Here is a 27,000-nt window from a genome sequence, read left to right as displayed (position 1 = left end):
CAGATGTCCGCCACCCCTATCGCCAGCACCGCCGAGGCCACCTCCACCGAGCGTGTGCAGCAGCACCGTCGGTACCTGATGTGCCGACCCGCGCACTTCACGGTGAGCTACAGCATCAACCCGTGGATGGAGCCCTCGCGCCCCACCGACACGACTCTCGCCCTGCAGCAGTGGCAGTCGCTGTACGACACCTACACTTCGCTCGGGCATGAGATCGAGCTGATCGACCCGGTCGAGGGTCTGCCCGACATGGTCTACACCGCCAACGGCGGCTTCGTCATCGACGGTGTCGCGTACGCTCCGAAGTTCCGCTTCCGCGAGCGCGCGGCCGAGGCGCCGGCGTTCATCGACTGGTTCGCAGCGAACGGCTTCGAGGTCGCCGAACCGGTCGAGGTCAACGAGGGCGAGGGCGACTTCCTGCTCGTGGGCGACACCATCCTCGCCGGCACGGGCTTCCGCTCGACCGGAGACAGCCACCGCGAAGTGGGCGAGGTGTTCTCCCGCGAGGTCGTCTCGCTGACCCTCACCGACCCGCGGTTCTACCACCTCGACACCGCGATCGCCGTGCTCGACCCCGTCGAGGGGCCCGGCGGTGTCGAGAAGGCCAACATCGCCTACCTGCCCACCGCGTTCGACGAGCGCAGCCAGGCGATCCTGCGCGAGCGCTACCCGGATGCCATCCGGGTGTCCGACAGCGACGGAGCGGTCTTCGGACTCAACTCCGCCAGCGACGGCAAGAACGTCATCATCTCCCCGCGGGCCGTGGGCTTCGAGGCGCAGCTGCGCGAGCGCGGCTACACCCCGGTGATGGTCGACCTCTCAGAACTGCTGCTCGGCGGCGGCGGCATCAAGTGCTGCACGCTGGAGCTGCGCGGCGGTGCCCGATGAGCACCACGATCGACGCGCTCGGCGAGCGTCTCGTCACCGAGGAGGGCGCCCACCTCGCCCACAACTACCACCCGTTGCCGGTCGTCGTCTCGCGCGCCGAGGGCGTGTGGGTCACCGACGTCGAGGGCAAGCGCTACCTCGACCTGCTGTCGGCCTATTCGGCGTTGAACTTCGGCCACGGTCACCCCGCGATCCTCGCCGCCGCCCGCGAGCAGCTCGATCGCCTCACGCTGACCAGCCGGGCGTACCACAACGACCGCCTCGGCCCGTTCGCCACGGCGCTGTCGCAGCTGTGCGGCAAAGACCTCGTCCTGCCGATGAACACCGGTGCCGAGGCCGTCGAGACCGGCATCAAGGTCGCACGCGCGTGGGGCTACCGCACGAAGGGCATCGCCGCCGATGCGGCGACGATCATCGTCGCGAACGGCAACTTCCACGGCCGCACCACCACGATCGTCGGCTTCAGCGACGACCCGGTCGCCCACGACGACTTCGGTCCCTACGCGCCCGGCTTCGTGCACGTGCCCTACGGCGACGCGGATGCCATCGCAGCGGCCATCGACGAGAACACCGCCGCCGTACTGCTCGAGCCCATCCAGGGCGAGGCGGGCGTCGTCCTGCCGCCCGAGGGGTTCCTGCAGCGGGTGCGCGAGATCTGCACGCAGAACAACGTGCTCTTCATCGCCGACGAGATCCAGTCGGGCCTCGGCCGCGTGGGCGAGACGTTCGCGTGCGATCGCGAGGGTGTCGTACCCGACGTGTACCTCCTCGGGAAGGCGCTCGGCGGCGGCATCCTGCCCCTGTCCGCCGTCGTCGCCGACGAGGACGTTCTGGGCGTCATCCGTGCGGGCGAGCACGGTTCGACCTTCGGGGGCAACCCGTTGGCCGCGGCCGTAGGCCTGCGCGTGGTCGAGATGCTGGCATCGGGTGAGTTCCAGACCCGCGCGAAGGCGCTGGGAGCGCACCTCGAGCCCGCGCTGCGGGCGCTCATCGGCCACGGCGTGACCGCGGTGCGCATCGCGGGCCTGTGGGCCGGCGTCGACATCGACCCCGCCTACGGCACCGGCCGCGAGGTCGCCGAGAAGCTGCTGACGCGCGGGGTGCTCGTGAAGGACACGCACGGCCAGACGATCCGCATCGCCCCTCCGCTGACGATCCGGGCGACCGAACTGGACTGGGCGGTCGAACAGCTCCGGCACGTGTTGTCGGCCTGAGCCGCGTGAGGGGTCAGAATCTGTCGCCTTCGTCCACGCTCGGCGACAGAATCCGACCCCTCACGCCTCGGCACGGCGACGGTCAGGCCACCGTCACCGTGAGTTCGTCCCACCCCGTCGCGCCGTCGGGGGCGGGCGGCGCCGGCACGTCGGTCTGCGTCTGACCGTCGGCCGAGATCGCGCGGGCGCGTACGGTGTGCGAGCCGCTCGTCGCTTCCCACGCCACGCTCCACTGCACCCAGGTGTCGGCCGAGATCGCCGACGCGAGGGTCGCCGGTAGCCACGGCCCGTCGTCGATCTGCACCTCGACCCCGGACACGCCCACGTGGGTCTGCCAGGCGACGCCCGCGATGACGGCGGTGCCCGCCTCGACGCGGGCGCCGGCTCGCGGGACGTCGATGCGCGACTGGAGTTTCACAGGGCCGCGCTCCGACCAGCCGCGCGAGGTCCAGTACCCCTCGGCCCGGTCGTAGCGGGTGACCTCGAGCTCGGTGACCCACTTGGTGGCCGAGACGTAGCCGTACAGGCCCGGCACGACCATGCGCACCGGGAAGCCGTGCTCGATCGGCAGGGGCTCGCCGTTCATGCCGATGGCCAGGAGCGCGTCGCGGTCGTCGGTGAGTGCTTCGAGCGGACTGGATGCCGTGAACCCGTCGATCGAGCGCGACAGCACCATGTCGGCCTCGGCGGTCGGACGTGCGCGGGCCAGAACCTCCCGCAGCGGCACGCCGAGCCAGCGGGCGGTGCCGATGAGCGATCCGCCGACCTCGTTCGACACGCACACGAGGGTGGCGACCGTCTCCTTCGGCGACATCGCGATCAGGTCGTCCCAGCGCAGCACGACCTCCTGTTCGACGAGTCCGTGCACGCGCAGGGTCCAGTCGGCGGGGTCGACCTGGGGCACGACGAGGGCGGTGTCGATGCGGTAGAAGTCGGCCGAGGGGGTGATGACCGGCGAGAGGCCCTCGATGCCCAGCTCGGCGCCCGCGGGAACGGCCGTCGTCGTCGTCGGTGTCGGCAGGCGCAGGGCCGCGCGCACGGCGCTCACCGCGCGCGCGCCGGAGCTCAGCGCGAACGAGCCGGCGGCGGCGAGCGCCCCGGCCGCCACCGCGATGCCCGAGAGGGCGAGCACGCTCCGGCGGGTCAGGCCCTCGTCGGCCGCGAGCCCGGACCGCGGCCCTCGGCGCAGGCGCCCGATGAGCCACGCCGTCGCCGCCGAGGCCGCGCCGGCCGCGACGATCGAGGGGACGGGCGACAGCATGCCCGCGTCGGAGCGGGTCAGCGCCACGATCGCCCCCACGACACCCAGCGCGCCGATGACCACGCGGCCCCACGGGGGCCGGTGCCACTCGAGCACTCCGGCCGCACCCGCGACCCCGAGCAGCAGCACCGCGATGCCGACGAGCAGCGCCGCCTTGTCGCCGGTGCCGAAGAGGCTGATGGCGAGGTTCTTCGCCCACGCGGGGGCGATGTCGATCATGCCGCCGCCGATCACCGCGAAAGGGCTCGCGGTGGGGGCGACGATGGCTGCGACGAGTTCGCCGAGCCCGGCGCCGAGGGCGGTCGCGCCGATCGCGGCGACGGCGGCAGGCAGGTCGCGGGTTCGAACGGAGGCGGAGGGCACGAACGGAGCCTATGGATGCCGGGCCCCACCGGGGCCGTCCGCGTCCGAACTCACAGCCAACCGGAACCCCGTGCCTCGCGCCCTCGCCAGCCTGCACGCGAGTAGCGTGCTGGCATGCCCGAGAGCCTGCGGTCGATCCGCCGCCCCGCGGCCGGAGGGGCGCCGGCGTTCGACCTGGGGTACGTGCGCACAGGTCCGCGGGAGGCGACGCCCGTGCTGGTCATCCCGGGCGGCCCGGGGCTGGCGTCGGTGCTGCCGTACCGGGGGCTCCGGCGGTGGGCGGCGAGCGGCGGGCTCGATCTCGTGATGATCGAGCACCGCGGTGTCGGCCGCTCGCGTCACGACCTCGACGGCCGACCCCTGCCGCCTGAGGCGATGCGCATCACCGCGGTGCTCGACGACATCGTGGCCGTCCTCGACGCCGAGGGCATCGACCGCGCGGTGATCGTCGGCTCCTCGTACGGCAGCTACCTGGCCATGGCGTTCGGCGCGCGGCATCCGGAGCGGGTGGCGTCCATGCTGCTCGACTCCGCGCTGCAGTCCACCCGCGATGTCGGTGTCGAGCGGGCGCGCCTGCGGGAGTTGTTCTGGGATGCCGATGACGACATGGCCCGCGGTGTGAGGCGCCTCATCGCGGGGGGTGTCACTCCACGCGTCGTGCTCGACATCGTGCGCGCGGCGTACGAGCTGGGCGGGGCCGACCTGGTTCACCCGCTGCTGCGGCACCGTCCCGGCCTCACCTGGCGCGCGCTGGGCGCCTACGCCACGCGCGACGGCGGGCTCCCTCGGATCCCGGGCATCTACGAGTTCGACCTCGTCGGCACGATCGCGTTCCGCGAGCTGGGGTACGCCGGCACGCCCGATGGCCACCCGCTCGACCCGGCGCTGACGTATCTGCCGCTGGCACCCGGCTTCCCGGCGTTCGAGCGCGAGCCGTACGACCTCGTGGCAGCGGTGGGCGCCTTCACCTTCCCGCTCGTGGTGCTCTCGGGTGACCGGGATCTGCGCACCCCTCCGGCGATCGCCGAGCGGGTGGCGGCGTCGGCCCCGGATGCCACCCTGGTCCGCATCCGCAATGGCCACAGCGCCCTCGACACCCACCCGCTGGCGCTGCTGAACGCCATCCGGCGGCTCGTGCGGGGGCAGCAGACGCGTCTCCCCGCAGACGAGGCGGCGCTCGACCGGTTGCCGCGGAAGGGACTGTCGGCGTCGTTCCCCGGGCTGCTCCTGCACGTCGCGCATCTCGACGCCCTGCTGCGCCGCCGCGTGCTGCCGCGTCGAGCCCGCTCGGGCGACGGGGTCGCTGACGCGTCACCCGGGCGTCGAGGCGCGACCGGCGGTCAGGCTGAGGGGAAGGTCGTCGCACCTCGAAGCCGACCTCGCGGCGGCAGGACATGATGGCCGCGAGCGCGCAGGCTGAGCGGGTCCTCGGCATCGCGGCTGAAGATGCCTCCGCCGCCTGATCAGGGCGCGGCGTCCGCCTCGCGGAGCCTCACCAGGTGCTCCACCGACTTGGCCTGCAGGAACGCGCACAGGTCTGCGACGTTCCGGAGTTCGCGGCACAGGTCGTAGACCTCCTCCGGGGACAACTCCGTGACCTCGGGCTGAGCCTCGATCGTGACGCGCCAGTCCGGCTGCCCCACGGCGACGGCCTGCAGGTAGACGGATGTCGTCGCGTTGCGGAGCGGGTAGACCACGAGTCCGCTGTCGCGGCCGTCGACGGCCTCCTGGTCGGCGACATACGCCACCCCGCCGCCGTCGGCGCCACCGGCGGCGTGCTCATCGAGCCAGGCCTGCAACGTGTCTTTACTCCGGAACGGCACCGTCCGCACCCTCGGATCTTTCCGGCGGGTTCATTCCGCCGAATAGATCGTACGTCATCCCGGTCTCCGTCCAAGAGTGCCGCGATGACGGCGGGGATCGCCGCTGTCATCAGATGATCGGTTCGCAGCCCGGCTCTCCATCCCGACGTGGGAACCGGCGGGCATCGCCCCTGGAATGGCACTCCAGTCCGGGACGGACCGCGGTGTCAAGGATCTGCACGAAAGACGCACGCGCGCGGATGCTGACGAGGTGACTGACGGCGACCATCTCGCATTCCCCCTGCTCGTGCCCGACGACACCCCCGGCCTCGGGGGCGTCCGTGTCGCCCTGGAGGGGGCGGACGCCGTCGACGGGCTCGGTACGGATATCGCCGCCACCCTCGCATGGGCGGTGGACGTCGCCCGGCCGACCTCGGTCGCGGCGACCTGGGAGCTGCTCGCGTCGGTGGCGGCGCGCGATGTCGCCGCCGCCCGCGTGCTCGAGCCGCACCTCGACGCGCTCACCATCCTCGCTGAGGCCGCGGCGTCGGGCTTCGCGCTGGACCTCGACACGATCGGCACCTGGGGCGTCTTCGCCGCCGAGGGGCCGGGCACCCGACTCGAAGCGCGACACGACGCGGGCACCTGGACGCTGCATGGGACCAAGCCGTGGTGCTCGCTCGCCGCCGACCTCGACCGCGCACTCGTCACGGCCTGGGTCGACGACGAGCGGCGGCAGCTCTTCGCGCTCGACCTGCGCGATGCGGCCGTGACCGCGCACCAGGGCCCGTGGCACGCCCGCGGGCTCGACCGCGTCGTCAGCGCCCCGATCGACGTCGAGGGCGCCCCCGCCGTACCGGTGGGGGATGCCGGGTGGTATCTTTGCCGTCCCGGCTTCGCCCACGGCGGGGTGGGGGTCGCGGCCTGCTGGTGGGGCGGAGTGGCGCCCCTTCGCCTAGCGCTCGCCGACGCTGCCACCGGTGACAGCGCCGACCAGGTCTCTCGCGTGCACCTCGGCCGGGCCGACACGGCTCTGTGGGCCGCCCGCGCCGTGCTCGTCGAGACCGCGCGGGTGTTCGACGCCGGGGGCTCGGCATCCGAGGGGCTTCGTGCCGCCCGTGCGCGCACCGTCGTGGCCGACGCGGTCGAGACGACGATCTCCGAGGCCGCCCACGCCCTCGGCCCCCTGCCCCTCGTCGCCGACGAGGCGCACGCGCGACGGGTGGCCGACCTGCAGGTGTACGTGAGGCAGCATCACGGCGCGCGTGACCTGGCGAAGATCGGCGGCGACGTGGCACGGGGAGGGGGAGCATGGTGAGCTTCGACCACCGCGATCCGGGTACCGACGAAGGCGTCTGGACCGCCGCTCTCCGGCGTGACCTCCCGCCGCTCGACCTCGATGTCGACCGTCTGATCGTCGTCGCCGCGCATCCCGACGACGAGACCCTCGGGGCGGCGGGCATCCTGGCCACGGCCGCCGTCCGCGGCATCCCGGTCGACCTCGTCGTCGTGACCGACGGCGAGGGGTCGCACCCCGGCTCGCCCACGCACTCGCCGGCGACGCTCGCGCTGCTGCGCCGTCGCGAGCTGCGCACCGCCGTGGAGACGCTCGGGCTCGACGCCGAACCGCTGTTCCTCGGCCTCCCCGACGGCGGAACCGACGAGTATCGGGATGCCGTCTCCGCCGCCCTCGGTGAGGCTCTCGACCGGGCCGGTTCCGACCGCGTGCTGGTGCTGTCGCCCTGGCGCGGAGACGGACACCGCGACCACCGCGTCGTCGGCGAGATCGTCGAGGAGGTGTGTGGGGCCCGCGGCGTGCGCTCGCGCGCGTTCCCGATCTGGTTGTGGCACTGGGGCGCACCCGGTGACGTGCCATGGGACGCCGTCGAGCGTCTCGTTCTCGACACGGGTGCTCGCGATGCCAAGACCCGCGCCCTCGACGCGCACGCCAGTCAGCTTCAGCCGTTGTCGCCGGCGCCCGGCGACGAGCCGATGGTGCACCCGCGCATGCGCGCGCATTTCGAGAGGGATGCCGAGGTGTTCTTCGCGCCGGAGCCGCGCGACCGTGCGGCCGCTCGCGCAGCGACGGAGCGCGCCGCGTCGTCGGACGAGCCGGCTCCCGCCGCGGCCGAGCCGGCTGCCGGCCCCGCCGAGCCTGCCCCGGACGCCACCGTCGGCCAGGCCTACTTCGACGACATCTACGCTCGGCACGACGATCCGTGGGGCTTCGATTCACGCTGGTACGAGGAGCGCAAGCGCGCCGCGCTGCTCGCCGCCCTGCCCCGGCGCCGGTACCGGGCCACCTTCGAGGCGGGCTGCTCGACCGGTGCGCTCACCGTGGAGCTGGCCCGTCGGAGCGACCGGGTGCTCGCCGTCGACCTCGCCGCCGCCGCGCTCGAAAGGGCTCGCCGCCGGATGGCGACCAGCGCGAACGTCGAGCTGCGTCGCGGCACCCTCCCCGACGACTGGCCCGCGGGGGAGTTCGACCTCGTCGTGCTGTCGGAGGTGGCGTATTACTGGGCGGGCGCCGACCTGGATCGCGGGCTCGCCGCCGCCGTCGCGTCGCTCAGCGGCGACGGTCAGCTCGTGGCCTGCCACTGGCGGCATCCGGTCGCGGAGTACCCCCGCAGCGGCGACAGTGTCCACGACGCGCTCGCCGGTCGCCCCGACCTGGTGCGCCTCGTGCGCCACGAGGAGGAGGACTTCGTTCTCGAGGTGTTCGCGCGCCCGGGAGCGCGGTCGGTGGCGACCGAGGCCGGGCTCGCGTCGTGAGAGCGGTGGCGGTCGTCATCCCCGCGCATGACGAAGAAGCCCTGATCGAGCGGTGTTTGTCATCCGTGGCCGGAGCCGTGGCGCACGCGCGGGAGGGCGCTCCCGATCTCATCGCGGTCGTCGTCGTCGTGCTCGACGCGTGCACCGACGCCACCGAGCCGCAGGTGCGGCGGTGGCCGGTCGAGGTCGTCGAGATCAGCGCGCGCCGCGTCGGCGCCGCCCGCCGGACCGGCGTCGCGCACGCCCTGTCGACGCTGGACGCGAGCCCGCACGAGACCTGGATCGCGATGACGGATGCCGACACGGTCGTGCCCGTGGACTGGATCACCCATCAGCTCGACCTGGCGGATACCGGCGTCGTCGTGGTCCTCGGAACCGTACGCCCTGACTTCGCCGACCTCAGCGCGCGGCACGTCGCGTACTGGCGCGCCACCCACCATCGCGGACGCCCGCCCGGCAACGTGCACGGCGCCAATCTCGGCGTTCGGGCCAGCACATACGCCGAGGCCGGTGGCATCCCGGATCTCTCCGCGCACGAAGACGTCGCTCTCGTGCGCGCGGCCCGGGCGATCGGAGCCCGTGAACGCGCGAGCGACGTGCACGAGGTCGAGACCTCGGGACGCCTCGCCGGGCGCACCCCCGCCGGATACGCCGCGTTCCTTGCGCGCGTGCACGCCTGGATCGACGCTCCGCCGGTCGCAGCGCCGGGGGCATGACGCACTCACCGGGGGCTCGTCAACCACCTCGGCGGGCCGCCGTGTCGGGGCGCACACTGGGCGTCCCCGGAACGAGAGGCACGACATGAAGGCACTGACCTGGCAGGGCAAGCGCAACGTGAGCGTCGAGGAGGTCCCGGACCCCGAGATCCTGGAACCCACCGACGCGATCGTCAAGATCACCTCGACCGCGATCTGCGGTTCCGACCTGCACCTGTACGAACTCTTCGGGCCCTTCATCGACAAGGGCGATGTGCTCGGCCACGAGCCGATGGGCGTCGTCGTCGAGGTGGGCTCGGCCGTGACCAATCTCGCCGTCGGCGACCGCGTCGTCGTGCCGTTCAACATCTCGTGCGGACACTGCTTCATGTGTCGCCGCGGGCTGCAGTCGCAGTGCGAGACCACCCAGGTGCGCGAGTACGGCAGCGGTGCGGCGCTCTTCGGCTACACCAAGCTCTACGGCCAGGTGCCCGGAGGTCAGGCCGAATACCTGCGCGTGCCGCTGGCCGACTACAACCACATCCGCGTGGGCGACGACCTCCCCGACGACCGCTACCTCTTCCTCAGCGACATCGTCCCCACGGCCTGGCAGGGCGTGAAGTACGCGAACGTCCCCGAGGGCGGCACGCTCGCGGTGATGGGCCTGGGTCCGGTCGGCCAGTTCGCGGCCCGCATCGGCGTGCACCTCGGCTACCGCGTACTCGCGGTCGAGCCCGAGGCCGACCGCCGTGCGATGGCCGAGCGCCACGGCGTCCTCACCTACGACCTCACCGAGACGGTGGTCGACGAGCTCCTCGACCTCACCGAGGGGCGCGGCGTCGACTCCGTGGTGGATGCCGTCGGCATGGAGGCCCACGGCAACGGCGGCATCAAGCTGGCTCAGGACGCGATCGGGCTGCTCCCCGACGCCCTCGCCCAGAAGCTCATGGACAAGGCCGGCCTCGACCGCCTCGCCGCCGTCTACTCCTCGATCGACCTCGTCCGTCGCGGTGGCACCGTCTCCCTCAGCGGCGTATACGCCGGCGAGGCCGACGTGCTGCCGATGAAGACGATGTTCGACAAGCAGCTGAACTTCCGCATGGGCCAGTGCAACGTCAAGCGGTGGATCGACGATCTTCTGCCGCTCGTGGAGGACCCCGCCGACCCGCTCGGCGTCATGGACCTGGTCACCCACCACGCGCCGCTCGAAGACGCCCCCGGCCTGTACGAGACGTTCCAGAAGAAAGAAGACGGCTGCATCAAGGTCGTCCTGCGCCCCGGCGCCTGACGCTCGCCTCGCCGGCCCCGCGCGCGAGGCGGAGCCGGCCATTGCCGTCGAGTGTCCAGGACACGCCGCACGCTTCGAGCCGGTGCGGCGTGTTCTGGACGCTCGCCACAGAGATGCGGGGGATGCCGCGGTGTCAGACGCGGCCGGCGTGCACGGCCTCGAGGGCCGCGGCATCCGTCTCGCTCATGCCGTCGATCGGCTCGCCGTTCCACACGATGTCGTCGCCGAGGGCGGCGAGCACCTCTTTTCGGTCGCCGTGCGAGATCTTCGCGCCGTGCGCGATCGTGGCCGGGCTCCAGAGCATCGCGGCGCCGTCCCACCACCCGGCCCCGACGTCGCGCACGTGGAGCAGGTCGTGCAGGGTCCTCGGCAGGTGCGACAGCGGCTCGGTGAACGCATCGGCGATCACGGCGAGGGTGATCTGCCGCTCCGTACCGGGGACGGCGACCACCGGCTCGGCGAGCTCCCCCTGGATCGCCTTGACCACGACGTCGGCCTCGAGCAGGATGACGCCGTTCGTGGGACGCGGGTTGCACTCGATGATCTTGTAGTCGGGGGCGGCGTCGCTGCCGTGGTCGACGAAGTCGAACGAGATCTGACCGGTGAAGCCGGGGTCGAGTGCGTCCACGAGCTGCTGCGTGTACCGCAGGGTGTCGGTGCTGTCCACGGCCACGAAGGCGATCGCAGTGGAATGGGCCCACTGCTCGGCGGCCTTGTAGGTCGTGTGCGCCTGCACCTTGCCGTCGACGACGACGCTGTAGGTGCACACCATGGGCCCGTCGACGAAGGGCTGCACGAGCCACGGTTGGTCGACGGTCGGCACGCAGTCCTCCACCGGCACCTTCCCCGCGAGCGGGCCGGTGTTCGTCAGGAGCCCCACGCCGCCGCGCGAGAACGCCGCGCGGGCGAAGTACCGGGGGAACGACTCGATCGCGGCGCGCAGTTCGTCGGGGGAGGTCACCACGACCGTCTCAGGGATGGGCACGCCGGCATCCTGGGCGAGGCGCTGGAAGCTCGCCTTGTCGTGCAGGCGCGCGAGGTCGCCGAAGCTGCCGGCGTACAGGCGCACCCCCTCGGGGAGGTCGGCCGCACGGGCGGCGAGGTAGAAGACCTCCTCGAAGGTCGGGATGACGACCTCGATGTCGTGCTCCTCGACGTAGGCGTTGACCGTCGCGATGAACGCGTCGGTCTCGAAGCGCGGCGACGGGGTCGTCAGGTGGCCCGCGAGGAATCGCGAATGGCTGCCGACCGCTCCCTCGTACGTGTCGGCGGCGAAGACGGTGTGCCCCACGCTCCCGAGCTTGCGGATCAGATCCAGGGCGAAGGTGTTGCGGGAACTGGTGACGAGCACGCGCATGGAAGCACCCTTGATCGTGGCGGCGGACGTTGGCGTCACTCTATCCACACCCCCGACACCCCCGACATCGTGGTCCGGGAAACGTGTCGGCAACACGGTGCTGAGTAGAGTCTTCGCATGGGTGACCTGTTCGACGGTTACGGCTCCACGCTGGCGCCGCGCAAGACCGCATCCGGCATCCCGGCGTACGACGAGATGTTCGGTGCCCCGGCCACGGCCGGCGACGCCGCACCTTCTCGTGAGGCGTACCGGGAGCTGTACCAAGCGCTGGCGCAGATGACCCAGGAGGAGCTGCGCGGCCGCACCGAGTCTCTGGCGAGCTCCTACCTGGCGCAGGGCGTGACGTTCGACTTCGCGGGCGAGGAGCGACCGTTCCCCCTGGATGCCGTGCCCCGGGTCATCGCCTACGACGAGTGGTCGCGTATCGAGGCCGGCGTGAAGCAGCGCGTCCGGGCGCTCGAGGCTTTCCTCGACGACGCGTACGGCAATCAGCACTGCGTGCGCGACGGCATCCTGCCCGCCGGTCTGATCTCGTCGTCGCAGTACTTCTACCGTCAGGCCGCCGGCATCCGCAGCGCCAACGGCGTGCGCATCCAGGTGTCGGGAATCGACCTCATCCGCGACGAGCACGGCGAGATGCGCGTGCTCGAAGACAACGTGCGTGTGCCCTCCGGCGTCTCGTACGTGATCTCCAATCGCCGGGTGATGGCGCAGACGCTGCCCGAGCTGTTCGTGTCGATGCGCGTGCGTCCCGTGGGCGACTACCCGAACAAGCTGCTCGCGGCGCTGCGCGCCTCGGCCCCGCCCGGCATCGACGATCCGAACATCGTCGTGCTCACCCCGGGTGTCTACAACTCGGCCTACTTCGAGCACACGCTGCTCGCGCGCCTCATGGGCGTCGAGCTCGTCGAGGGCCGTGACCTGCTGAGCATCGGCGGCAAGGTGTTCATGCGCACCACCCGCGGCCCGCAGCGCGTCGACGTCATCTACCGCCGCGTCGACGACGACTTCCTCGACCCGCTGCAGTTCCGCGCCGACTCGATGCTCGGCGCTCCCGGTCTCATGCTGGCCGCGCGCCTCGGCAACGTCACGATCGCCAACGCCGTCGGCAACGGCGTGGCCGACGACAAGCTGCTCTACACCTACGTGCCCGAGCTGATCCGCTACTACCTCGCCGAGGAGCCGATCCTGAAGAACGTCGACACCTGGCGCCTCGAAGACCCGGGCGCGCTCGAGGAGGTGCTCGATCGCCTGCCGGAACTGGTCGTGAAGCCCGTCGACGGCTCCGGTGGCAAGGGACTCGTCGTGGGCCCCGATGCCTCGCCCGCCGAGCTCGACGCGCTGCGCAAGCGGCTGAAAGCCGATCCGCGCGGCTGGATCGCCCAGCCGGTCGTGATGCTCTCGACCATCCCGACGCTGGTGGAAGACGGGATGCGGCCGCGTCACGCCGACCTGCGTCCGTTCGCCGTCAACGACGGCGACGACATCTGGGTGCTGCCCGGGGGCCTCACCCGCGTGGCGCTCCCCGAGGGTCAGCTCGTGGTGAACTCGAGCCAGGGCGGCGGGTCGAAGGACACCTGGGTCGTGGGTGGTTCGGCCCCCTCGCACGTCGAGTACGGCCAGGGCAGTGGCGTCTCGGGTCTGGTCGCCGACCAGGCGGCGGTCACCGAGTCCATCCCGATCATCTACGACGGTCAGCCCGCACCCGCCACCTCGCCGCGCGATCACCGCCCGGGTCGAGACCAGCAGGAGCAGCAGCAACAGGCGGAGGCGGGCGTGCAGCACGGCCCGCAGGCGGAGCAGCAGCAGCAGGCGCGGGAGCACCGGGCCCCCGACTCTTCGACGGGCGCGGGGTCCTCTGCCGCGGCCGACACAGGAGCGGAGGCCGCACCATGCTGAGCCGCATCGCAGAGTCACTGTTCTGGATCGGGCGCTACATCGAGCGCAGCGACGGGACGGCGCGCATCCTCGACGTGCACCTCCAACTGCTGCTCGAAGATCCTTGGATCGACGAGGACACGGCGTGCCGTTCGCTGCTGAGCGTGATGGGCTCGCCCTGGCCGGAGAACATCGACACCGTGCGCCGCGACGACGTGCTCGCCCGTCTCGCCGTCGACCGGATGAACCCGTCGAGCATCGCGTACTCGCTCACCGCGGCGCGCGAGAACGCCCGCCGCGCACGCGAGATCGTCTCCACCGAGCTCTGGGAGACCCTCAACACCACGAATTCCCGGATGCCGCGACGGTTGCAGACCGAGAAGGTGCACGAGTTCTTCCAGTGGACGCGCGAGCGTGCCGCCCTTGCCATCGGCATCGTCGACTCGTCCACCAACCGCGACGAGGCGTGGCAGTTCTTCACCCTCGGCCGCAGCATCGAGCGCACCGACATGACGGCGCGATTGCTGGCCACGCGGTCGCTGACCGAGGTGTCGGGTCCGTCGTGGACCACGATCCTGCGTTCGTGCGGCGCCTATGAGGCGTACCTGCGCACGTACCGGGGGATGCCGAGCGCCCGTAACGCCGCGGAGTTCCTGCTGCTCGACCGCCTGTTCCCGCGCTCGATCATCTTCTCCATCCAGCGCGCGGAGGACTGCATGAGCGCGATCGATCCCCGCGCCGATCGCGTCGGCCACTCCAACACCGTGCTGCGCGCCCTCGGGCAGATCCGCAACGACCTCGAGTACCGGCCCATCAGCGAGATCCTGTCGGAGTTGCCCGAACACATGCAGCGCGTGCAGACGGTCACGCGAGAGGCGTCGGAGGCGATCCGCTCGCGGTTCTTCCCGACGCAGGCAGAGCCGAGCTGGATCGGGGAGATCTCGTGAAACGTCTTCGCATCGAGCACCAGACCGGGTTCATCTACCCGGGCGACGTCTCGGCGTCCTACAACGAGGCCCGGATGCTGCCGCACTCGACCGACAGTCAGTTCGTCCTGAGCTCGTCGCTCGACATCGAGCCGTCGACCTCGGTCAACCAGTACGTCGACTATTTCGGCACGCGAGTCGCGGCCTTCGACGTGCTGTCGCCGCACTCGGCGCTGACGATCACGGCGCGCTCGCTCATCGAGGTGCGTCCGCGTCCGATCGAGCACGCCGACATCACCTGGGAGCAGCTCGCCGCCGAGGCCGATCGATCCATCTCGACCGTCGAGCAACTCACGCAGACACGTCGCACGACCCCGCATCCCGAGGTCGCCGCGTTGGCGCGGTCCATCGCCGCGCAACACGAGCGTCCGGGTCCCGCGGCCCACGCCATCGCGGAAGCCGTCGGCGACGCCATCGACTACATGCAAGGCGTCACGGCCGTCACGTCGACGGCCATCGACGCGTGGGAGGCCCGCAAGGGCGTCTGCCAGGACATCGCGCACATCGCGATCGGGGCGCTCCGCGAGGTCGGTATCCCGGCCCGCTACGTCTCGGGCTACCTGCACCCGAAGCCCTCCGCCGCGGTCGGCGAGGCCGTGACGGGGGAGTCGCACGCGTGGGTGGAGTGGTTCGCCGGCGACTGGCAGGGCTTCGACCCCACGAACAACATCGAGATCGGCGACCGCCACGTGCTCGTGGGCCGCGGGCGCGACTACAACGACGTGCCGCCGCTCCGGGGCGTCTACGCGGGTCCCGGCCGCAGCAACCTCAAGGTGAAGGTGACGATCACGCGCGAGACCTGAGCCGAGTTCAGTCGGCCGCCGCCGCACCCAGCAGCGTCTGGATCTCGCGGTGGAGGGCGGGGAGGTTCGCCTCCTCGCCGCGGTCGGCGCGGCGCGCCCACTCGTCGAGGGCGGTGCGCATCTCGAGGGCCGCGAGACCGATCGCCGTGCGCACATCGAGCTCGCTGACGCCGATGCGGGCGGCGATCTCGGGGACGAACAGGTCGGACGAGGTCGTCTCGCGGCGGATGGCGGCGCCGAGCAGCGTCGGTTCGTGACCGATCAAGCGCCGGACGCGAAGAAATCGCGTGCGCGCGTGTGCGTCGGCGTGCAGGCGGTCGAGTTCGCGGGCGAAGACTTCACGCAGTGCCTGAGTGAGGGCGGCGATGTCGTCGCCGTCGGTGCCGATCTCGGCGAACGCGGCGGCGAAGCGTCCGTCGTCGATGAAGACGGCATCCTCTTTCGTGCCCGCCAAGCGGAAGAAGGTGCGGGCCGAGACGCCCGCGCGAGCGGCGATCTCGTCGACGGTGGTGCGCGCGACGCCCTTCTCCTCGAACAGGTCGAGGGCGGCCTCGCAGATCTCCAGCGTCGTCTCGCGCCGCCGACGGTCGCGGAGCGCCTCTCCGACGGGTGCCGCTGCGGTCTCCATATCGGCTACAGTAGTCCATGTCTTATTGGCAGTCACTGCCACAATGTCATTCACTGCTCACCACCCGTTCAGATTGGTCTTCCATGGTCGCCACCGGAACCGTCCCCACCGCCGCCCCGCCCGGGAAGACCGCCGTGCGCCCGGGCGCCGTCATCGCGCTGCTCGTCGTCGCCGCATTCGTGGTCATCCTCAACGAGACGATCATGGGCGTGGCGCTGCCCGAGCTCATGCGCGAGCTCGACATCACCGCCGCCACCGCGCAATGGCTCACCACGGCCTTCCTGCTGACGATGGCCGTCGTCATCCCCGCGACCGGTTTCCTCATCCAGCGTTTCCCGTTGCGGACGCTCTTCTTCACCGCGATGGGGCTGTTCACCCTCGGAACCGTGATCGCCGCGATCGCCCCCGGGTTCGGCGTGCTGCTGCTCGGTCGCATCGTGCAGGCCTCGGGCACCGCGATCATGATCCCGCTGCTGTTCACGACGGTGCTCAACGTCGTGCCCGCGAACCGCCGCGGCCGAATGATGGGGCTCATCTCGATCGTGATCTCGGTCGCCCCCGCGGTCGGTCCCACGGTGTCGGGCCTGATCCTGTCGGTGTTCCCGTGGCGCGCGATGTTCATCGTCATGGTGCCGATCGCGCTGATCGCGATCGCCCTCGGTGCGCGGTGGGTGCAGAACCTCACCGACACGCGCCGGGTCACCCTCGACGTCACCTCGGTGGTGCTCTCGGCCCTCGCCTTCGGCGGCATCATCTTCGGTCTGTCGAGCATCGGCGAGGCCGCCGGCGGTCACGAGATCGTCCCCGTGTGGATCCCGCTGGTCGTGGGGGCGGTCGCTCTCGCCGCGTTCGTCGTGCGTCAGCTGCGTCTGGGCTCCACCGACCGCGTGCTGCTGAATCTCGCGGTCTTCCGCCACTCGGCCTTCACCATCGCGGTGATCCTCGTCGTGGTGGCGATGACGACGCTGTTCGGCGTGCTCATCCTGCTGCCGCTCTACCTGCAGAACGTCCTCGGCCTCGGAACGCTGCCCACCGGCTTGATGCTGCTGCCCGGCGGCCTGCTCATGGGGCTCATGGCCCCGATCGTCGGCAACCTCTTCGATCGCTTCGGCGCACGACCGCTCGTGCTGCCCGGCGCGATCGTCGCCAGCATCGCGCTCTGGGGCTTCTCGACGCTTTCGGTCGCGACGCCCATCGGCTTCGTCATCGCGGTGCACTGCGTCCTGAGCCTCGGTCTGGCGTTCATGTTCACCCCGTTGATGACCTCGGCGCTCGGTTCGCTCCCGCGCGAGCTCTACCCGCACGGCTCGGCGATCGTCTCCACGGTGCAGCAGTTGGCAGGTGCGGCGGGGACCGCGGTGTTCATCACTCTGATGACGGTGGGATCGGCGGCGGCCGTCGCCGACCAGGGCGCGTCGGTGGTGGATGCCACGGCGAGCGGCATCCACTCCGCGTTCTTCGTGGCGGCCTGCCTGTCTCTCGCGGTCATCGTGCTCGCGGCATTCGTGCGGACGCCGACGCAGGTCGAGGGCGCGGAGCGCGTGGCGGCGCACTGACGCCCCGGTGCGGGGGTGTCGGGCGGGCTCGAGCGCGATCACGCACACCCGGCCGCGTGATGCCGGCGGGTCAGCCGCTGGATGCGCGCACCACGAGCTCCGGCCGGAACCGCACCTGGCGCTCCGACGGGTCGAGCGCGCCGTCGAGCTGGCGCAGCAGCAGGTCGACGGCGGTCGAGCCGAGCGCCTCGGCGGGCTGGCGCACCGAGGTGAGCGGCACGACGGTGGCGGCGGCGAAGTCGATGTCGTCGTAGCCGACGAGCGCGATGTCCTCGGGCACGCGGATGTCGCCGAGCATCGTCAACGCCTGCAGCACGCCCACGGCGAGCAGGTCGTTCGCCGCGAAGACCGCGTCGGGTCGGTCGTCCCGCCCGCGCAGGCGCTCGCCGGCGGCACGGCCGGCCAGCACGGTCATGGCATCCGTCTCGACGATCTGGAGTTCGGCCCCGTCGACCTCGGCGACCGCCCGGCGCGCGCCGGCGAGACGGTCGGCGACCTGTCGCGTGGTCAACGGGCCGGCGACGAACACGATGCGCCGGCGTCCCTGCGCCAGCAGGTGAGCCACGGCGAGATGACCGCCCTCGACGTCATCGACCGACACGGCGCAGACGTCGTCGCCCGGCGTCTGCTCGTCGACGAGGACGACCGGGATGCCGGCTGACGCCAGCCGCTCGATCACGTCGCCGCTCGCATCGGCGGGGGTGAGCAGCACCCCGGCGACCCGCTGCTCGCGGAACTGATCGAGGTAGAGGCGTTCCCGATCGCCGTCGGCCCCGCTGGAGCCGAGCAGCACGACGTAGCCGTCTTCTGCGGCGCGGGCCTCGGCACCGCGCGCCACCGCGGCGAAGAAGGGATTGCCCACGTCGAGCACGATGAGGGCGATCGACCGACTCCGACCGGCTCGCAGCTGACGCGCGGCGTCGTTGCGCACGTACCCGAGGGCGTCGATGGCGGCGCGTACTCGTTCGACGGCGGCCGGTGAGACGGTCTCGCGACCGTTCAGGACGTTCGAGACGGTCCCCACCGAGACGTCGGCGTGCGCCGCGACGTCCTTGATCTTGACCGCCATGATCTGCCGACGATATCGCACCCGCCGTCGCCCGGTGCTACTCTGCGGTGAAACGATTCATTCTCAGGGAAGTCAACCTCGCCATGACCGCACAGACCACACGCGTCTGCTTCGAGCTGCGCATCCGGCCCGAGCTGATCGACGAGTATGTCGCCCGGCACACGCCCGTCCGCGCCGACATGCTCGCCGAGATCGCCGCCGCCGGTCGCCGCAACTACTCGCTGTTCCTGGGAGAGGGGGGTCGTCTGGTCGGTTACTACGAGACCGACGACGACGCAGCCGCGCAGGCCTACCTCGCCGCCTCGCCCATCGCGGCCGCCTGGGAGGCCGAGATGGCGCCCTTCTTCCTCGACCTCGACGGGCGACCCGACCGGGCCGCCACCGCCCTCACCGAGATCTTCCACCTCGCCGACCAGCTCGCGAACGCGGGGTCGTCGGCATCCCCCCGCCCCGGTGCCGCATCCGCGGCATCCCCCGTTTCGGAGGCCGGTTCAGCGGCATCCGTCCCGACCGAAGGCACCCGCTCATGACCACTCTCCGCCCCGAGATCCTCGCGACCCTGGAGGGGCAGGCCATCGAGCTGCCCTCGTGGGCCTTCGGCAACTCCGGCACGCGCTTCCGCGTGTTCCCCACCGCCGGCACTCCGCGCGACCCGTTCGAGAAGATCGCGGACGCCGCCGAGGTGAACCGTCTGACCGCTCTGGCACCGAGCGTCGCGCTGCACATCCCGTGGGACCTCGTCGACGACTACGGCGCCCTGCGCCGCCACGCCGAAGACCTCGGCGTCAGCCTCGGCACGATCAACTCGAACACCTTCCAGGACGAGGACTACAAGTTCGGCGCCCTCACGCACCACGATGAGCGCATCCGCCGCAAGGCCATCGACCACCACCTCGCGTGCATCGACGTGATGGATGCCACGGGCTCCCGCGACCTGAAGATCTGGCTCGCCGAGGGGTCGAACTACCCCGGACAGAACGACATGCGCGGCCGACAGGATCGCCTTCAGGACTCACTGCGGCAGATCTATGCGCGGCTCGGAGACGACCAGCGTCTGGTGCTGGAGTACAAGTTCTTCGAGCCGTCGTTTTACCACACCGACGTTCCGGACTGGGGGACGTCGTACGCGCAGGTGGCCGCCCTCGGCGACAAGGCGATGGTGTGCCTCGACACCGGTCACCACGCGCCCGGCACGAACATCGAGTTCATCGTCATGCAGTTGCTGCGCCTCGGAAAACTCGGCTCGTTCGACTTCAACTCCCGCTTCTACGCCGACGACGACCTCATCGTGGGCTCGGCCGACCCGTTCCAGCTGTTCCGCATCCTCACCGAGGTCGTGCGCGGCGGCGGCCTGAATAACCCCGACGTGGCGTTCATGCTCGACCAGTGCCACAACATCGAAGACAAGATCCCCGGGCAGATCCGCTCGGTGCTCAACGTGCAGGAGATGACGGCTCGCGCCCTGCTCGTCGACCGTGACGCGCTCGACGCGGCGCAGCGGGCGAACGACGTGCTGGGGGCCAACGCCGTGCTCATGGACGCGTTCTACACCGACGTGCGCCCGGCCCTCGCCGAGTGGCGCGCCTCGCGCGGACTTCCCGCCGACCCGATGGCCGCGTTCGCGGCATCCGGATACCTGCCCCGCATCGCCGACGAGCGCGTCGGCGGCACCCAGGCCGGCTGGGGCGCCTGAGCGCGTTCCTCGAAAAGGAGACATCATGACGAACGACACCGCCGCAGCCCTCGTCGCGCGCAGCAACCGCCTCGGCTCCGACCCCGAGGTCACCAACTACGCCGGCGGCAACACCTCCGCCAAGGGCACCGACATCGACCCCGTCACCGGTGAGCCGGTCGAGCTGCTGTGGGTCAAGGGGTCCGGCGGCGACCTCGGCACGCTGACCGAGAAGGGGCTCGCAGTGCTGCGGCTCGACCGCATGCGCGCGCTCGTCGACGTCTATCCGGGCATCGACCGGGAGGACGAGATGGTCGCCGCCTTCGACTACTGCCTGCACGGAAAGGGGGGCGCCGCTCCGTCGATCGACACCGCGATGCACGGACTCGTGGATGCCGCGCACGTCGATCACCTGCACCCGGACGCGGGCATCGCGATCGCGACCGCGGCCGACGGCGAGGCTCTGACGGCCAACATCTTCGGTGACAAGGTCGTGTGGGTGCCGTGGCGGCGACCCGGGTTCCAGCTGGGCCTGGACATCGCGGAGATCAAGGCGGCGAACCCGCAGGCGATCGGCACGATCCTCGGCGGTCACGGGATCACGGCGTGGGGGGACACGTCGGAGGAGGCCGAGCGCAACAGCCGGTGGATCATCGATACGGCCCAGGGGTACATCGACGAGCACGGTGCGGCCGAGCCGTTCGGGGGCGGGCGCGACGGGTTCGCGGCGCTCCCCGCCGACGAGCGTCGGGTGAAGGCCGCGGCCCTCGCCCCGACGATCCGTGGTCTCGCCTCGACCGACAAGCCGATGGTCGGTCACTTCAGCGACTCCGACGTGGTGCTCGAGTACCTGGCATCCGTGAAGGCCCCCGCCCTGGCCGAGCTCGGTACGAGCTGCCCCGATCACTTCCTGCGCACCAAGGTGAAGCCGCTGCTGCTCGATCTGCCCGCCGACGCCTCTGTGGAGGAGTCGATCGCGCGCCTGCACGAGCGGCACGCCGCCTATCGTGCCGACTACCAGGCGTATTACGACGCGCACGCCGACGCCGACAGTCCCGCCATCCGCGGCGCCGACCCGCTCATCGTGCTCGTGCCGGGCGTCGGCATGTTCTCGTACGGTGCGAGCAAGCAGACCGCGCGGGTGGCGGGGGAGTTCTACGTCAACGCCATCAACGTCATGCGCGGCGCCGAGTCCCTCTCGACCTACGCCCCGATCTCGGATGCCGAGAAGTTCCGCATCGAGTACTGGGCGCTCGAAGAGGCCAAGCTGCAGCGGATGCCGAAACCCCAGACCCACCAGGGTCGCATCGCGTTCGTGACCGGTGCCGCCTCCGGCATCGGCAAGGCCATCGCCACCCGTCTCGCCGCCGAGGGGGCGTGCGTCGTCGTGGCCGACCTCGACCTCGAGAAGGCGCAGGCTGTGGCCGCCGAGCTCGGCTCGACCGACGTCGCGATCGGTGTGGCCGCGAACGTCGCGGAAGCCGCGGGCGTGCAGGCCGCGATCGATGCGACCGTGCTCGCCTTCGGCGGCATCGACCTCGTGGTCAACAACGCCGGCCTCTCGCTGTCGAAGCCGCTGCTGGAGACCACCGAGAAGGACTGGGACCTGCAGCACGACGTGATGGCCAAGGGCTCGTTCCTCGTCTCGAAGGCCGCGGCGAAGGCGCTGATCGCGCAGAAGATGGGGGGAGACGTCATCTACATCTCGTCGAAGAACTCCGTGTTCGCGGGCCCCAACAACATCGCCTACTCCGCCACCAAGGCCGACCAGGCGCACCAGGTGCGGCTTCTGGCGGTCGAGCTCGGCGAGTACGGCGTGCGGGTCAACGGCATCAACCCCGACGGCGTCGTGCGCGGCTCGGGGATCTTCGCCGCGGGCTGGGGCGCGAACCGCGCCGCCACCTACGGCGTCGACGAGAAGGACCTCGGGCAGTTCTACGCCGACCGCACGATCCTGAAGCGCGAGGTCGTGCCCGAGAACGTCGCCGACGCGGTGTACGTGCTCACCGGTCCCGAGCTCTCGCGCACGACGGGCTTGCACATCCCCGTCGACTCGGGCGTCGCCGCGGCGTTCCTGCGATGAGCGCGCCCGTCCCCGACAGGACGGAGCCCGGCGCCGTCCGGGCCGTCGCCGCCGTCGACCTCGGCGCCACGAGCGGGCGCGTGATGATCGGCCGCGTCGGCGACGGGGTGCTCGAGCTCGAACAGGTCGCCCGGTTCCCCAACGGCCCGGTCAAGCGCGAAGACGGGTGGCACTGGGACATCGACCAGCTCTGGGTCCATGTGCGCGCGGGCCTGGCCGAGGCGCTCCGCCGGGAGCCGTCGATCGAGAGCGTCGGCATCGACGCGTGGGCCGTCGACTACGGCCTCCTCGGCGAAGACGGCGATCTGCTCGCCGAGCCGTTCCACTACCGCGACGAGCGCACCGCGCGCGGGGTGGATGCCGTGCACGCGGTGGTGCCGTTCGAGGAGCTGTACCACCGCAACGGCCTGCAGTTCCTCCCGTTCAACACGGTGTACCAGTACGCGGTCGACGCGCAGCTGGCCGAGGCGCAGACGAGCCTGCTCATCCCCGACCTGCTCGCCGAGCGGCTCACCGGCCGCCGCGTCGCCGAGCGAACGAACGCCTCGACGACGGGTCTGCTCGACGTGCGTACGGGGGAGTGGGATCAGGCGCTCGCCGAGGCGCTCGGCATCCCCTCCCGCGTGCTGCCGCCGCTGATCGATCCCGGGCAGGCGATCGGCAACACCTCGGCCGAGTTCGCCGGCGTCCCCGTGATCGCCGTGGGTTCGCACGACACCGCCTCCGCGGTCGTCGCGGTGCCGATGTCGACCCCGAACGCCGCGTACATCTCGTGCGGGACGTGGGGTCTGGTGGGGCTGGAGCTTCGCGCGCCGATCACAACGGATGCCGCCCGCGCGGCCAACTTCACGAACGAGGGCGGCGTCGACGGGCGCGTGCGGTTCCTGCACAACGTCACCGGACTCTGGCTGCTGAGCGAGACGGTGCGCGCGTGGTCGGATCGTGACGGTGCGGACGTCGACCTGCCCGCGCTGCTCCGGGCCGCCTCCGCCGAGCCGTCGCCCAGGCGGGTCTTCGACGCCGATGACGCCTCGCTCGCCGCCCCCGGCGACATGCCGGCGCGCATCGCCGCCCTGCTCGGGACGCCGCAACCCGAGGTCGCCGGTCGCGCGGCGTTCGCGCGGATCATCGTCGAGAGCATCGCCGACGCGTTCGCGCGAGCGGTACGCACCGCCGGCGATCTCGCGGGACGCGAGGTGGACGTCATCCACCTGGTCGGTGGGGGTGCGTTGAACGTGCTGCTGTGCCAGGCCACCGCCGACCGGGCCGGGGTGCCCGTGCTCGCCGGCCCCGTCGAAGCGACCGCTGCGGGCAATGTGCTCGTGCAGGCGCGGGCCCTCGGCGCCTTCGGGGCCGACGCGTCGCTCGAAGACCTGCGTGCGCGTGTGGCGATCGCCTTCCCCCCTCGGCGGTTCGAGCCGCATTCCTGAAGACCCTTCCCGCCCCGCTCGGTGACGCGTACTATGTGGTCAGACCACACGAAAGAGAGCATCTCCATGGTTCAGCGTCAGCTCCCCAAAGTCGGCGAGCTCCTCGAGCTCATGCAGTTCAAGAAGCCCGAGCTCGACGCGCGCAAGCGCCGTCTCGATGCCGCCCTGACCATCGCCGACCTGCGCACGATCGCCAAGCGCCGCACCCCCAAGGCGGCGTTCGACTACACCGACGGTGCGGCCGAGGGAGAGCTGTCGCTCGACCGTGCCCGCCGCGCCTTCGAGGATGTCGAATTCCATCCCGACATCCTGCGCCCGGCGGCCGACGTCGACACCTCCTGCGAGATCCTCGGCGGACCGTCGGCCCTGCCGTTCGGGATCGCACCCACCGGATTCACGCGCCTGATGCAGACCGAGGGCGAGACGGCCGGGGCGTCCGCGGCGGCGTCCGCGGGCATCCCCTTCACCCTGTCGACGCTGGGAACGACCTCGATCGAGGGCGTGAAGGCCGCCAACCCCCGGGGGCGCAACTGGTTCCAGCTGTACGTCATGAACGACCGTGACATCTCGTACGGGCTCGTCGAGCGCGCCGCGCGCGCCGGGTTCGACACGCTGCAGTTCACCGTCGACACCCCCATCGCCGGAGCCCGCCTGCGCGACAAGCGCAACGGCTTCTCGATCCCGCCGCAGCTGACCGTCGGCACGATCGTCAACGCCATCCCGCGCCCGTGGTGGTGGATCGACTTCCTCACCACCCCCAAGCTCGAGTTCGCCTCGCTCAGCACCACCGGCGGCACCGTCGGTGAGCTGCTGAACGCGGCCATGGACCCCACCATCAGCTACGACGACCTCGACGTCATCCGCGGCATGTGGCCGGGCAAGATCGTCGTGAAGGGCGTGCAGAACGTCGCCGACGCGGCGCGTCTGGTCGACCTCGGCGTCGATGGCATCGTCCTGTCCAACCACGGCGGCCGCCAGCTCGATCGCGCGCCGATCCCTTTCCACCTCCTGCCGAAGGTCGTGCGCGAGGTCGGCAAGGACGCCACGGTCATGGTCGACACGGGCATCATGAACGGCGCCGACATCGTGGCATCCATCGCTCTGGGCGCGAAGTTCACGCTCATCGGCCGGGCGTACCTGTACGGCCTGATGGCCGGCGGGCGTCAGGGCGTCGATCGCACGATCGCGATTCTGCGCAGCGAGATAGAACGCACGATGACGCTGCTGGGCGTGTCGTCGCTGGCAGAGCTCGAGCCGCGGCACGTCACTCAGCTGACGCGGCTGGTGCCGGTGGGTGAGTCGGCCGCCGCGCGCGTCTGACACCCGCCGGGGGTCATAACCTCAGCGATTCGCGTAACCTCGGCCCGTTTCGGGCGTTCCCGGCTGAGGTTGTGCGCATCGCGGAGGGTGCGCGCGGCACTCAGACCGCCTCGCCGGCTCGTGCCTCTTCGGTCTCGCGCCGCGAGGCGCCCGCCCCGAGCGTCAGCGTCGAGGCGAGCCCGAGGGTGAGGAAGGCCGCCGCGGTGAAGGCCGCGGCGCGCGTGCCGTCGCTGAAGGCCGCGCGGGCGTTGATCGCCAGGTCCTGCGTCTCGGGCGACGCGGCGAGGCCGGCGATCGCGGCTCCGGCGCTGTCGACGACCTGCAAGACGACCTGATCGCGTTCGGCCGCGGGCACCCCGCGATCATCGAGAGCGGATGCCAACACCCCCGCGGTCGTCGAGAAGAGCACGGTGCCGAGGATCGCTACGCCGAGGGCCGCGCCCAACTGGCGCGACGTCGACTGGGTGCCCGACGCCTGGCCGCTCGCCGACGGCGGCACGTCGGCCAGCACGACGCCCGTGAGTTGAGCTGTCGCCAGACCCACGCCGAGTCCGTAGACGAAGAGGAAGGGGATGAGTGGTCCCCACGTGGCATCCGGCCTGATGGTGAAGGCGACGCCGCCCACGCCGATGATCTCGGCCAACAGGCCGCCGCGCACGATCCATACCGGCGCGACCTTTCCGCTCAGCGCCCCCGCGATGCCGCTGGCCACGAACGAGCCGATCGCGAGCGACAGCAACAGCAGGCCTGTCTGCAGGGCATCGAAACCGACCACGAACTGCAGCCACAGCGGGAGGGCCAGGATGATGCCGAACTCGCCCAGCGACACGACGGCGGCGGCGATGTTGCCGTTGCGGAACGACGTGATGCGGAACAGATCGAAGGCGAGGAGCGTGGACCGGCCGAGGCGTTGGCGCCGCAGGCCCCAGGCGATGAAGGCCACGAGGGCGAGCAGAGCGACCGCGAAGGCGAGGGGCACGGGGGAGAGGCCCAGCGGCCAGCTCCAGCCACCCAGGGTGGGGACCGTGTCGACCGTCCACCACCCGTACGTGCGGCCTTCGATCAGGCCGAACACGAGGGGCGCCATCGTCAGCACCGAGAGCAGGGCGCCGACGCCGTCGATGCGTTCGGCGCGTTCACTACGCGACTCGGCGACGGTCAGGACGACCCCGATCACGATGATCACGCCGAGGGGGATGTTGATGCCGAACGCCCATCGCCACGAGAAGGCCGTGGTCAGCCAGCCCCCGAGCAGGGGGCCGACGGCCGCCATTCCGCCGATCGTCGAGCCCCACACGGCGAACGCGATGCCGCGCTCGCGGCCGCGGAAGGTGGCGTTGATGATCGACAGCGTCGTGGGCAGGATCATCGCTCCGCCGACGCCCTGCACGAGTCGCGACAGGATGAGCAGCCCACCCGTCGGCGCGAGCGAGGCGGCGATCGAGGCGGCCGCGAAGATGGCGACGCCCAGCAGCAGGAGGCGTCGTCGACCGAAGCGGTCGGCGAGGCTGCCGAACACGAGCAGGAACGACGCGAAGACGAGGGTGTAGGCCTCCTGGACCCACTGCACCTCGGTCGAGGAGATCTTCAGCTCTTCGACGATCGAGGGCACGGCCACGTTGACGATCGTCGAGTCGACGATGATCAGCGAGACGGCGATGCTGATGAAGACGAGTCCCGCCCAGCGGCGCGAAGCCTTGTTCTCGTTCATGTAGCTAGCTTATCTAGCTATTTGCTCGCGCGCGAGGGCTTGCACGAGCGCTCGCGCCATCTGATCGCGCACGCGGTTCGGGGCGCGATCACGTGGTTCGGGCGTGATCGGCGCTTCGGGGCGTGATCGGCGCTTCGGGGTGTGCAATTCTCGCCCCGACCAGCGGAATGCGCCCCACACCTCGGAAAGGGAACCCCTCCGGCGGCAGGCACGCGGCGGACGGC

22 protein-coding genes are annotated in these 27,000 nt (G+C 71.1%); 16 read left to right on the top strand and 6 right to left on the bottom strand.

Annotation, left to right across the window (positions count from 1 at the left end; all coding sequences use genetic code 11):
* Positions 1 to 3 precede the first annotated feature (3 nt).
* On the top strand, positions 4 to 888 hold the full coding sequence (gene ddaH / locus ASF76_RS00865) for a dimethylargininase (RefSeq protein ID WP_055951574.1): 885 nt from the start codon (positions 4 to 6) through the stop codon (positions 886 to 888).
* Positions 885 to 2,102, top strand: a complete 1,218-nt coding sequence (gene rocD, locus ASF76_RS00860; protein ID WP_055951572.1) for an ornithine--oxo-acid transaminase — start codon at positions 885 to 887, stop codon at positions 2,100 to 2,102. Before ddaH ends, rocD begins: the two co-directional genes overlap by 4 nt.
* Before the next feature lie 82 nt (positions 2,103 to 2,184).
* Here rocD and ASF76_RS00855 read toward each other — a convergent pair whose 3' ends face one another.
* Positions 2,185 to 3,726, bottom strand: a complete 1,542-nt coding sequence (locus ASF76_RS00855; protein WP_082484774.1) for a molybdopterin-dependent oxidoreductase — start codon at positions 3,724 to 3,726, stop codon at positions 2,185 to 2,187.
* A 114-nt stretch (positions 3,727 to 3,840) separates the two neighbouring features.
* On the opposite strand from ASF76_RS00855, the gene ASF76_RS00850 reads away from it, so the two are divergent.
* A complete protein-coding gene (locus tag ASF76_RS00850) occupies positions 3,841 to 5,124 on the top strand; it encodes an alpha/beta fold hydrolase (RefSeq protein ID WP_082484773.1) in 1,284 nt (427 codons plus the stop codon).
* 65 nt (positions 5,125 to 5,189) lie between these two features.
* Here the strand turns inward: ASF76_RS00850 and ASF76_RS00845 are convergent, their stop codons facing one another.
* A complete protein-coding gene (locus ASF76_RS00845) occupies positions 5,190 to 5,549 on the bottom strand; it encodes a hypothetical protein (RefSeq protein WP_156459074.1) in 360 nt (119 codons plus the stop codon).
* A gap of 250 nt (positions 5,550 to 5,799) precedes the next feature.
* Here ASF76_RS00845 and ASF76_RS00840 point away from each other — a divergent pair, with 250 nt between their 5' ends.
* The 4 genes from ASF76_RS00840 (at position 5,800) to ASF76_RS00825 (ending at position 10,283) form a co-directional block, all read left to right on the top strand.
* Complete coding sequence (locus tag ASF76_RS00840; RefSeq protein WP_156459073.1) at positions 5,800 to 6,846, top strand: acyl-CoA dehydrogenase; 1,047 nt, start codon at positions 5,800 to 5,802, stop codon at positions 6,844 to 6,846.
* Positions 6,840 to 8,300, top strand: coding sequence for a bifunctional PIG-L family deacetylase/class I SAM-dependent methyltransferase (locus ASF76_RS00835; RefSeq protein ID WP_082484772.1), 1,461 nt, complete (start codon positions 6,840 to 6,842; stop codon positions 8,298 to 8,300). Before ASF76_RS00840 ends, ASF76_RS00835 begins: the two co-directional genes overlap by 7 nt.
* Complete coding sequence (locus ASF76_RS00830) at positions 8,297 to 9,016, top strand: glycosyltransferase (protein ID WP_055951567.1); 720 nt, start codon at positions 8,297 to 8,299, stop codon at positions 9,014 to 9,016. The genes ASF76_RS00835 and ASF76_RS00830 overlap by 4 nt, the downstream gene beginning before the upstream one ends.
* A gap of 85 nt (positions 9,017 to 9,101) precedes the next feature.
* Positions 9,102 to 10,283 (top strand): zinc-dependent alcohol dehydrogenase, encoded by a 1,182-nt coding sequence (locus ASF76_RS00825; RefSeq protein WP_055951565.1) that lies wholly within the window; start codon positions 9,102 to 9,104, stop codon positions 10,281 to 10,283.
* Positions 10,284 to 10,416: 133 nt separating this feature from the next.
* On the opposite strand, the gene ASF76_RS00820 is transcribed toward ASF76_RS00825, so the two are convergent.
* A complete protein-coding gene (locus ASF76_RS00820; protein ID WP_055951562.1) occupies positions 10,417 to 11,640 on the bottom strand; it encodes a carbamoyl phosphate synthase large subunit in 1,224 nt (407 codons plus the stop codon).
* A gap of 117 nt (positions 11,641 to 11,757) precedes the next feature.
* Between ASF76_RS00820 and ASF76_RS00815 the strand changes: the two genes are divergently transcribed.
* From ASF76_RS00815 to ASF76_RS00805, 3 genes are read left to right on the top strand one after another with little or no spacing between them, the layout of a single operon-like run.
* Entirely contained in the window at positions 11,758 to 13,539 is a 1,782-nt protein-coding gene (locus tag ASF76_RS00815) for a circularly permuted type 2 ATP-grasp protein (protein WP_055951560.1), read from the top strand.
* Positions 13,533 to 14,465, top strand: coding sequence for an alpha-E domain-containing protein (locus ASF76_RS00810; protein WP_055951557.1), 933 nt, complete (start codon positions 13,533 to 13,535; stop codon positions 14,463 to 14,465). The genes ASF76_RS00815 and ASF76_RS00810 overlap by 7 nt, the downstream gene beginning before the upstream one ends.
* Positions 14,462 to 15,307 (top strand): transglutaminase family protein, encoded by an 846-nt coding sequence (locus tag ASF76_RS00805; RefSeq protein ID WP_055951554.1) that lies wholly within the window; start codon positions 14,462 to 14,464, stop codon positions 15,305 to 15,307. The genes ASF76_RS00810 and ASF76_RS00805 overlap by 4 nt, the downstream gene beginning before the upstream one ends.
* A 7-nt stretch (positions 15,308 to 15,314) precedes the next feature.
* On the opposite strand, the gene ASF76_RS00800 is transcribed toward ASF76_RS00805, so the two are convergent.
* Positions 15,315 to 15,935 carry a TetR/AcrR family transcriptional regulator gene (locus ASF76_RS00800; RefSeq protein ID WP_055951550.1) on the bottom strand — a complete coding sequence of 207 codons (621 nt, stop codon included), beginning with the start codon at positions 15,933 to 15,935 and terminating at the stop codon, positions 15,315 to 15,317.
* 83 nt (positions 15,936 to 16,018) lie between these two features.
* On the opposite strand from ASF76_RS00800, the gene ASF76_RS00795 reads away from it, so the two are divergent.
* Positions 16,019 to 17,491: an MDR family MFS transporter gene (locus ASF76_RS00795; RefSeq protein ID WP_055951548.1), complete on the top strand. Its 1,473-nt coding sequence runs from the start codon at positions 16,019 to 16,021 to the stop codon at positions 17,489 to 17,491.
* A gap of 70 nt (positions 17,492 to 17,561) precedes the next feature.
* On the opposite strand, the gene ASF76_RS00790 is transcribed toward ASF76_RS00795, so the two are convergent.
* Complete coding sequence (locus ASF76_RS00790) at positions 17,562 to 18,560, bottom strand: LacI family DNA-binding transcriptional regulator (protein WP_055951547.1); 999 nt, start codon at positions 18,558 to 18,560, stop codon at positions 17,562 to 17,564.
* A gap of 83 nt (positions 18,561 to 18,643) precedes the next feature.
* On the opposite strand from ASF76_RS00790, the gene ASF76_RS00785 reads away from it, so the two are divergent.
* The 5 genes from ASF76_RS00785 (at position 18,644) to ASF76_RS00765 (ending at position 25,065) form a co-directional block, all read left to right on the top strand.
* A complete protein-coding gene (locus tag ASF76_RS00785; RefSeq protein ID WP_055951545.1) occupies positions 18,644 to 19,090 on the top strand; it encodes an L-rhamnose mutarotase in 447 nt (148 codons plus the stop codon).
* A complete protein-coding gene (rhaI, locus tag ASF76_RS00780) occupies positions 19,087 to 20,253 on the top strand; it encodes an L-rhamnose isomerase (RefSeq protein ID WP_055951544.1) in 1,167 nt (388 codons plus the stop codon). The genes ASF76_RS00785 and rhaI overlap by 4 nt, the downstream gene beginning before the upstream one ends.
* A 25-nt stretch (positions 20,254 to 20,278) precedes the next feature.
* Positions 20,279 to 22,315 (top strand): bifunctional rhamnulose-1-phosphate aldolase/short-chain dehydrogenase, encoded by a 2,037-nt coding sequence (locus ASF76_RS00775; protein ID WP_055951541.1) that lies wholly within the window; start codon positions 20,279 to 20,281, stop codon positions 22,313 to 22,315.
* Positions 22,312 to 23,745 (top strand): rhamnulokinase, encoded by a 1,434-nt coding sequence (locus ASF76_RS00770; protein ID WP_055951537.1) that lies wholly within the window; start codon positions 22,312 to 22,314, stop codon positions 23,743 to 23,745. Before ASF76_RS00775 ends, ASF76_RS00770 begins: the two co-directional genes overlap by 4 nt.
* Before the next feature lie 66 nt (positions 23,746 to 23,811).
* Positions 23,812 to 25,065: an alpha-hydroxy acid oxidase gene (locus tag ASF76_RS00765; RefSeq protein ID WP_055951534.1), complete on the top strand. Its 1,254-nt coding sequence runs from the start codon at positions 23,812 to 23,814 to the stop codon at positions 25,063 to 25,065.
* A 100-nt stretch (positions 25,066 to 25,165) separates the two neighbouring features.
* On the opposite strand, the gene ASF76_RS00760 is transcribed toward ASF76_RS00765, so the two are convergent.
* On the bottom strand, positions 25,166 to 26,776 hold the full coding sequence (locus ASF76_RS00760; protein WP_055951531.1) for a DHA2 family efflux MFS transporter permease subunit: 1,611 nt from the start codon (positions 26,774 to 26,776) through the stop codon (positions 25,166 to 25,168).
* Between the last annotated feature and the right edge of the window lie 224 nt (positions 26,777 to 27,000).

Source organism: Microbacterium sp. Leaf151 (assembly GCF_001424225.1).
Taxonomy (GTDB): Bacteria; Actinomycetota; Actinomycetes; order Actinomycetales; family Microbacteriaceae; genus Microbacterium.
The sequence above is the reverse complement of the archived record's forward strand: the minus strand, read 5'-3'. Positions and strand labels throughout refer to the sequence as shown.